We start from the raw sequence: 6,254 nt of genomic DNA, 5'->3' as shown, positions 1-6,254 counted from the left end.
GTTTTAAGACTAGAATACTCTCAAAATTAACCTCATTAACAATTATTCAATTCATTAATAAGTTTACTTTTGATAGAAATATTAACAACTTAAAAATTAGTATTATTTAAATGCACAACGGGTTATTAACTGTTTCATCAACTATAAATGCACAAACAGTTTTTGGAAAATGGAATTCTAGAGATAAAAAAACGGGAGAAATAGATTCCGTTATTGAAGTTTATGAAAAAGATGGTGAGGTTTTTGCAAAAATAATAGATATCATAGATCCAAAGTTAAAAAACTCACTTTGTACCTTGTGTAAAGGTAGTAGAAAAAATAAACCCGTAATTGGCTTAAAAGTTCTTTATAGTTTAAAGAAAAAAAGAAAGAAATGGTCTAAAGGATATATTTTAGATCCAAGAAGTGGTAATTTTTACAATTGCTATATAAAATTAGTTGCTACTAATAAATTAAAAGTAAGAGGTTATTTTGGTATAACAGCGCTAGGAAAATCTGTTTATTGGGATAGAATTCAATAATTATAAACGAATATATTATTAAAAATTCTCCAATATATAAACCTATAAAATTATGACTAAAACATTTTTAACTACTATTTTTTTAACTATTACAATATCTATAAATGCACAAACAATTTTTGGAAAATGGAATTCAAAAAATGATGATGGAACCGTAGATTCTGTGTTAGAAATTTATAAAAAAGACGGAAAAGCATTTGCAAAAGTTATTGAAATTATGAATCCGGCTAGAAAAGATGCACTTTGTGTAGATTGTGAAGGGATTTATAAAGACAAACCTATTATGGGATTAAATATTTTATCTGGTTTAGAAAAAGATGAAGACGAATGGTCAGGAGGTAAAATTGTAGACCCTAGAAATGGAAAAACATACAAGTGCTACATAAAATTAGTAAAACCAAACAAACTAAAATTAAGAGGCTATATTGGTGTTTCACTTTTTGGTAGAACAGCTTACTGGGAAAGAGTGAATCAGTAATTAATAATCAATAATCAAAAACACAAATAACTTTTCAACTATTTAGCGATAAAACTTTGCTCCTTTGTTACTTTGCAACTTTTTAACTTTTTAACTTTTTAACAAATTTAATTCTTCTCTTCAAGCATTGGCACAAAAGCAAAATCTCCCAATTCCTTTTTTTCGAATTCTATAGCAGATTTTCTTATAAAAAGTGTCATTATTTGTGTTTTATCGCCAACAGGAATTAACAACATTCCTCCTATTTTTAATTGTGACAATAAAGGATTTGGCACATAAGGCGCACCTGCTGTAACAATAATTTTATCAAAAGGAGCTTGTTCTTTTAAACCTTTATAACCATCTCCAAAAATAAACTTCTTTGGCTTATAACCGATTTTAGGCAAGAATAATGAGGTTCTTTTAAACAATTCTTTTTGTCTTTCTATAGAATAAACTTCTGCTTTTAGTTCTAACAAAATTGCGGTTTGATACCCAGAACCTGTTCCAATTTCTAATATTTTATCACCTATATTTATTTCTAAAGTTTGCGACTGAAAAGCTACTGTGTATGGCATAGAAATAGTCTGTTCTGCTGCTATAGGAAAAGCTTTATCTTGGTATGCATGTGCTTCAAAACTTGAATCTATAAATAAATGACGTGGAATTTTTCTTACAGCATTTAATACATTTGTGTCTGTAATCCCTTTTGCCGCTAATACATTAGCTAGCTGATTTCGAAGTCCTTGATGTTTAGAAGTGTCTTTCAATTTTAACAAATTTGTAAAGTCTAAATGTAACAATAAATATAAATACATTCTTATAAAATTGTATCTTTGTTTGTATCGATTTTATATATTATTCTAAATAAAACCATATACATAATTAACCACTTCGTTACGAGGAAGAATAACAACGTAATCTCTTCAATAAAAGATTACTGCACTTTTTTCGCAATGACAAAAAGATATATTTATGCTAAAAGCTGGAGTTTTAGGTGCTGGACATCTAGGTAAAATTCACTTACGTTTATTACAACAATCAGAAAAATATGAATTAGTTGGTTTTTTTGATCCATTTACTGAAAACGCTCAAAAAGTTGCCAAAGAATTTGGTTATAAATTATTTGATTCAATAGAAGAACTAATAAGTGCAGTAGAAGTTGTAGATATTGTTACACCAACATTATCTCATTTCGATTGCGCAAAATTAGCTATTGAAAAAGGCTGTCATATTTTTATAGAAAAACCAATTACAAAAACTGTATTAGAAGCTGAAGCTATAAAAACATTAGCAAGTCAGTTTCATGTGCAAGGTCAAGTTGGTCATGTAGAACGTTTTAATCCTGCTTTTACTGCTGTAAAAGAGAAGATTAATACACCTATGTTTATTGAAACACACAGATTAGCAGAATTTAATCCTAGAGGAACAGATGTGCCTGTGGTTTTAGATTTAATGATTCATGATATTGATATTATTTTATCTGTTGTAGATTCTAAAGTAAAAAATGTACATGCAAGCGGAATATCAGTTATTTCTGAAACACCAGATATTGCAAATGCAAGAATTGAGTTTGAAAATGGGTGTGTTGCCAATTTAACCGCAAGTAGAATTTCTATGAAAAACATGCGTAAATCGCGATTTTTTCAGAAAGATGCCTACATTTCTGTAGATTTTTTAACAAAAACTTCTGAAGTGGTTAGAATGAAAGACGTTCCTGAAAACCCAGATGAATTTGCAATGATCTTACAAAATGCTGAAGGTGTTAAAAAGCAAATTTATTTTGATAATCCAGAAGTTGCAGATAACAATGCTATTTTAGATGAATTAGAATCTTTTGCTGATGCAATTAATAACGGCACAAAACCAGTAGTTTCTTTACATCAAGGGGCAGAAGCTTTAAGAGTTGCCCAAATGATTATTGATTGTTTTTAAAAAAGTTACAAAGTTTTAGAGTTACAAAGCTACAAAGGAAAATAAAGCTTTTAGGTTTTGTATAAGTTAATAAACAAGTGCGTTAAGGATTGAGCGGTTTGTTTGAGCTCTTTTTGTTTTTTCAACAAAAAAGCGAGTAGCGAAAGCCTGTTAAAACGCCCAAATAAAAATAAATTTTTAAATTATTATTCATGAAAAATATTGCAGTTATTGGAGCTGGAACCATGGGAAATGGAATTGCTCACACATTTGCACAATTTAATTATAAGGTAAGTTTAATTGATATTTCTGAAGTTTCTTTGGAAAAAGGAATAGCTACTATTTCTAAAAATTTAGATAGAATGGTTGCTAAAGAAAAAATTTCTGAAGCTGATAAAAATAATACTTTAGCAAATATTACGACTTTTACTTCTATTGCAGAAGGTGTTAAAAATGTTGATTTAGTTGTGGAAGCTGCTACTGAAAACGCTGTTTTAAAAGCGAAAATTTTTAAAGAATTAGATAAAAATTGTGCTGAAAACACAATTTTAGCAACAAATACATCATCTATTTCTATAACTCAAATTGCAGCGGTAACTAACAGACCAGATAAAGTAATTGGAATGCATTTTATGAATCCTGTACCAATTATGAAATTGGTTGAGATTATTAGAGGCTACAATACATCTGACGAAGTGATGAATACTATTGTAGATTTATCTAAAAAAGTAAGTAAAATTCCGGTTGAAGTAAACGATTATCCTGGTTTTGTTGCTAACAGAATTTTAATGCCAATGATTAACGAATCTATTGAAACTTTGTATAATGGTGTTGCTGGTGTTGCAGAAATAGATACCGTAATGAAGTTAGGAATGGCGCACCCAATGGGACCATTGCAATTAGCAGATTTTATTGGTTTAGACGTTTGTTTATCTATATTGAATGTAATGCATGATGGATTTAAAAATCCTAAATACGCACCATGTCCATTATTAGTAAACATGGTTATGGCAGGGAAATTAGGAATAAAGTCTGGTGAAGGTTTTTATGATTATTCTCAAGGTAGAAAAGCAGAAAAAGTTGCTAAAATGTTTAATTCATAAAATGACAAAAAGTAAGATTCTATTTTTTTTTATTTTGTATTACTCTTTAAGTATTTCTGCACAGAAGTCTAAAAAAGGAATTTTTAATGTTGAAAAAATAGGTTTTTTATACAACTTTGGTACTGAAGAGAACTTTATTTATAACGATAAAGATTACACATACACTACTAATACATTTAAAGGGCAAGTTTTTTATAATTTAGGAAATTGGAAATCTTTAGATTTTGAATTGATTGTACAACCACAATATCAAATTTTAAAACATCAATTGATAAATGAACATTATATTTTACCTAGTGAAGAAAATTATCAACAAAAAAGAGTAGAATTTACAAAATTTAAAACGATGCATTTGTATGTAGTAGAATTTGGTTTTGCTGCTAAAAAAAAGCTATCAGAAAAGCTAAATTTACAAGGTGCCATTAGTTTAGGTTTTTCATACATAGATACACGAAGCGAACGTTTGGCAAAAGGTTTTACTTTTATAGAAAATTTTTCAGTTGGGTTTAGTTACAAAACCACCAGCAAAACATTTTTATATCTAGGAACCAATTTCGGACATGTTTCTAACTTAAATTTTCTTTCACCAAATGACGGATACAACATTTTAGGGTTAGAAATTGGTATTTCATACAAACTATAAAAAAGGAACTCAATTTGAGTTCCTTTTTTATTAACTTATTAAATTTAAAGTATACTACTTCCCTAACCAAGAATTTAACATCCAAATTGTTTTTTCTTGTTCTGCAATAAAATCGCTCATCATTGAATTTGTTCCTTCATCGTTTGCATCATCCGAAAGATTTAAAATTACTCTTTCTATTTTTAATAATTCAGACAAAGAACTAATTACTAAACTAACTGCTTCTACATCATTAGAAATATCTTTTCCAACAAGAACAGACGATTTACTAATATAGTCAGTAAATGTGTGTAAAGGTTTACCTTGCAACGTTAAAATACGTTCTGCAATATCATCGATTTTTACTTGTGAATCTGTATAAAACTCTTCAAATTTCACATGTAATTCGAAGAAGTTTTTTCCTTTTATATTCCAATGTAATCCTCGTAAGTTCTGATAATATATTTGAAAGTTAGATAACAATCCGTTTAAGTTTTCAACTAAATTTGCACTTTCTTTTTTGTCTAATCCTAATATTGATTTGTTCATTTTGTATCGTTTTTTATTGATAAATCAAAATTAATAGAAATTTATGGCGTTAAACTATAATTATTATTGATAGTTTTGATATATTTATCAAAAATTATTATACCAATGACAATTACCCAATTAAAATACGTATTATCAGTTGCAGAATATCAGAATTTCACAGTTGCTGCAGAACATAGTTTTGTAACTCAACCAACTTTGAGTATGCAAATACAGAAATTAGAAGATGAATTAGATATCAAAATATTTAATAGGGCTAAAAAACCAATTGAATTAACTGAAATTGGAAAAAAAATAGTTGAACAAGCTAAAGTAATTGTTGATGAAAGTAACAGAGTTTTAGATATTGTTCATCAACAAAAAGGTTTTATCGGTGGCGAATTTAAATTAGGAATTATTCCAACGGTTATGCCAACTCTATTACCCATGTTTTTAAATAATTTTACTAAAAAGCACCCAAAAGTAAAATTAATTATAGAAGAATTAACTACAGAAGAAATTATACGAAAACTAACTGATGGTCATATAGACGCTGCAATTGCTGCAACTCCTTTAGAGAATGAAGCTATAAAAGAAAGACCTTTATATTACGAACCATTTGTTGGTTTAATTCCAGAGAATCATCGTTTATTTAATGAAAAAGTAATTAACCCTGATGAGTTAGAGATGGATGATATTTTATTATTAGAAGACGGACACTGTTTTAAAGAAAGTGTAATTAATTTATGTAGAACCTTTAAAACCGATAATAAGAAGTCTTTTCAATTAGCAAGTGGAAGTTTTGATACATTGATAAAACTAACGAAGGAAGGTTTAGGAATGACATTGTTACCTTATTTACATACTTTAGATTTAAATGATGTGGATAAAAGTCATTTACGTGAATTTACGAATCCACCACCTGCAAGAGAAGTTAGTTTAATTTATCATAAATCGCAATTAAAAATGCAATTAATTGAAGCTCTAAAAAAGACAATTGATGGTGTTGTTAGAGGTGCAATTTCTTTTTCTGATGTAAAAATTATTAGTCCTTTACAGAAAAAACAAACTTAAGTTTAAACAAAAAAAACCAGCAAATATGCTGGTTT

The 6,254-nt window shown here is 28.3% G+C and carries 8 protein-coding genes and 1 pseudogene; 7 read left to right on the top strand and 2 right to left on the bottom strand.

Going from position 1 to position 6,254, the window contains the following annotated elements; genetic code table 11:
* The 3 genes and pseudogenes from V3V28_RS14625 to V3V28_RS14615 form a co-directional block, all read left to right on the top strand.
* Window positions 1-110: pseudogene (locus V3V28_RS14625) on the top strand (IS982 family transposase); the annotation flags it as partial.
* Window positions 111-521, top strand: a complete 411-nt coding sequence (locus V3V28_RS14620; protein ID WP_331365752.1) for a DUF2147 domain-containing protein — start codon at window positions 111-113, stop codon at window positions 519-521.
* 52 nt (window positions 522-573) lie between these two features.
* A complete protein-coding gene (locus V3V28_RS14615; RefSeq protein WP_331365751.1) occupies window positions 574-999 on the top strand; it encodes a DUF2147 domain-containing protein in 426 nt (141 codons plus the stop codon).
* A gap of 107 nt (window positions 1,000-1,106) precedes the next feature.
* On the opposite strand, the gene V3V28_RS14610 is transcribed toward V3V28_RS14615, so the two are convergent.
* On the bottom strand, window positions 1,107-1,748 hold the full coding sequence (locus V3V28_RS14610) for a protein-L-isoaspartate(D-aspartate) O-methyltransferase (RefSeq protein WP_331365754.1): 642 nt from the start codon (window positions 1,746-1,748) through the stop codon (window positions 1,107-1,109).
* Between the two features lie 205 nt (window positions 1,749-1,953).
* On the opposite strand from V3V28_RS14610, the gene V3V28_RS14605 reads away from it, so the two are divergent.
* From V3V28_RS14605 to V3V28_RS14595, 3 genes are all read left to right on the top strand, one after another.
* Window positions 1,954-2,913, top strand: coding sequence for a Gfo/Idh/MocA family protein (locus V3V28_RS14605; RefSeq protein WP_331365750.1), 960 nt, complete (start codon window positions 1,954-1,956; stop codon window positions 2,911-2,913).
* Between the two features lie 191 nt (window positions 2,914-3,104).
* Window positions 3,105-3,995, top strand: coding sequence for a 3-hydroxybutyryl-CoA dehydrogenase (locus V3V28_RS14600; protein ID WP_331365749.1), 891 nt, complete (start codon window positions 3,105-3,107; stop codon window positions 3,993-3,995).
* A 1-nt stretch (window position 3,996) separates the two neighbouring features.
* On the top strand, window positions 3,997-4,638 hold the full coding sequence (locus V3V28_RS14595) for an acyloxyacyl hydrolase (protein WP_331365748.1): 642 nt from the start codon (window positions 3,997-3,999) through the stop codon (window positions 4,636-4,638).
* Between the two features lie 54 nt (window positions 4,639-4,692).
* On the opposite strand, the gene V3V28_RS14590 is transcribed toward V3V28_RS14595, so the two are convergent.
* Entirely contained in the window at window positions 4,693-5,166 is a 474-nt protein-coding gene (locus V3V28_RS14590) for a Dps family protein (RefSeq protein ID WP_331365747.1), read from the bottom strand.
* A 105-nt stretch (window positions 5,167-5,271) separates the two neighbouring features.
* On the opposite strand from V3V28_RS14590, the gene V3V28_RS14585 reads away from it, so the two are divergent.
* Window positions 5,272-6,219, top strand: a complete 948-nt coding sequence (locus V3V28_RS14585) for a hydrogen peroxide-inducible genes activator (RefSeq protein ID WP_331365746.1) — start codon at window positions 5,272-5,274, stop codon at window positions 6,217-6,219.
* Window positions 6,220-6,254: the final 35 nt, after the last annotated feature.

Source organism: Polaribacter sp. (assembly GCF_036480315.1).
Classification (GTDB): Bacteria; Bacteroidota; Bacteroidia; order Flavobacteriales; family Flavobacteriaceae; genus Polaribacter.
This window is presented reverse-complemented; position numbering and strand designations above follow the sequence as displayed.

Coding starts and splice junctions, on each gene's coding strand:
- V3V28_RS14620 (WP_331365752.1), top strand. CDS start 111: ATGCACAACGGGTTATTAACTGTTTCATCAACTATAAATGCACAAACA.
- V3V28_RS14615 (WP_331365751.1), top strand. CDS start 574: ATGACTAAAACATTTTTAACTACTATTTTTTTAACTATTACAATATCT.
- V3V28_RS14605 (WP_331365750.1), top strand. CDS start 1,954: ATGCTAAAAGCTGGAGTTTTAGGTGCTGGACATCTAGGTAAAATTCAC.
- V3V28_RS14600 (WP_331365749.1), top strand. CDS start 3,105: ATGAAAAATATTGCAGTTATTGGAGCTGGAACCATGGGAAATGGAATT.
- V3V28_RS14595 (WP_331365748.1), top strand. CDS start 3,997: ATGACAAAAAGTAAGATTCTATTTTTTTTTATTTTGTATTACTCTTTA.
- V3V28_RS14590 (WP_331365747.1), bottom strand. CDS start 5,166: ATGAACAAATCAATATTAGGATTAGACAAAAAAGAAAGTGCAAATTTA.
- V3V28_RS14585 (WP_331365746.1), top strand. CDS start 5,272: ATGACAATTACCCAATTAAAATACGTATTATCAGTTGCAGAATATCAG.